The organism is Monashia sp. HAY1-2A (assembly GCF_056755315.1).
This window is the reverse complement of the sequence record NZ_JBNDHY010000366.1, coordinates 1-282: the sequence shown is the minus strand read 5'-3', so window position 1 is coordinate 282 and position 282 is coordinate 1. Positions and strand designations below refer to the sequence as shown.

Annotated in this window: 1 pseudogene; it reads left to right on the top strand. The window is 66.7% G+C overall.

The features are described 5' to 3' along the window. Nucleotides 1-33 precede the first annotated feature (33 nt). Nucleotides 34-282, top strand: a pseudogene (locus tag ACPYOM_RS22315) (hypothetical protein); the annotation flags it as partial.

Below are 282 nucleotides of genomic sequence, written 5' to 3'. Positions count from 1 at the left end.
CGGCCACACCGGGCACTCAAGTCCGCCGGGCGGATGAGCGATCAACCGGACCTGGAGACAATGCGTTCGCGCTGCCTGGAAGCGATTGAGGCAACCGCAGCGGACGCCGACGCCGGGCGGGTACCGGTGCGCGACGCCCACCAGCGGCTCAGCCTCCTCGTAAGGGAGTTCGCCGGTGCCGCAACCGCACTGCCCGTCACCTCCATGACCCTGGATGAGCTACGCCATGAGGGCTTTGCTGGCTTGGCTGAGGGGATCGCCGAAATCTACCCCAGTGAATTC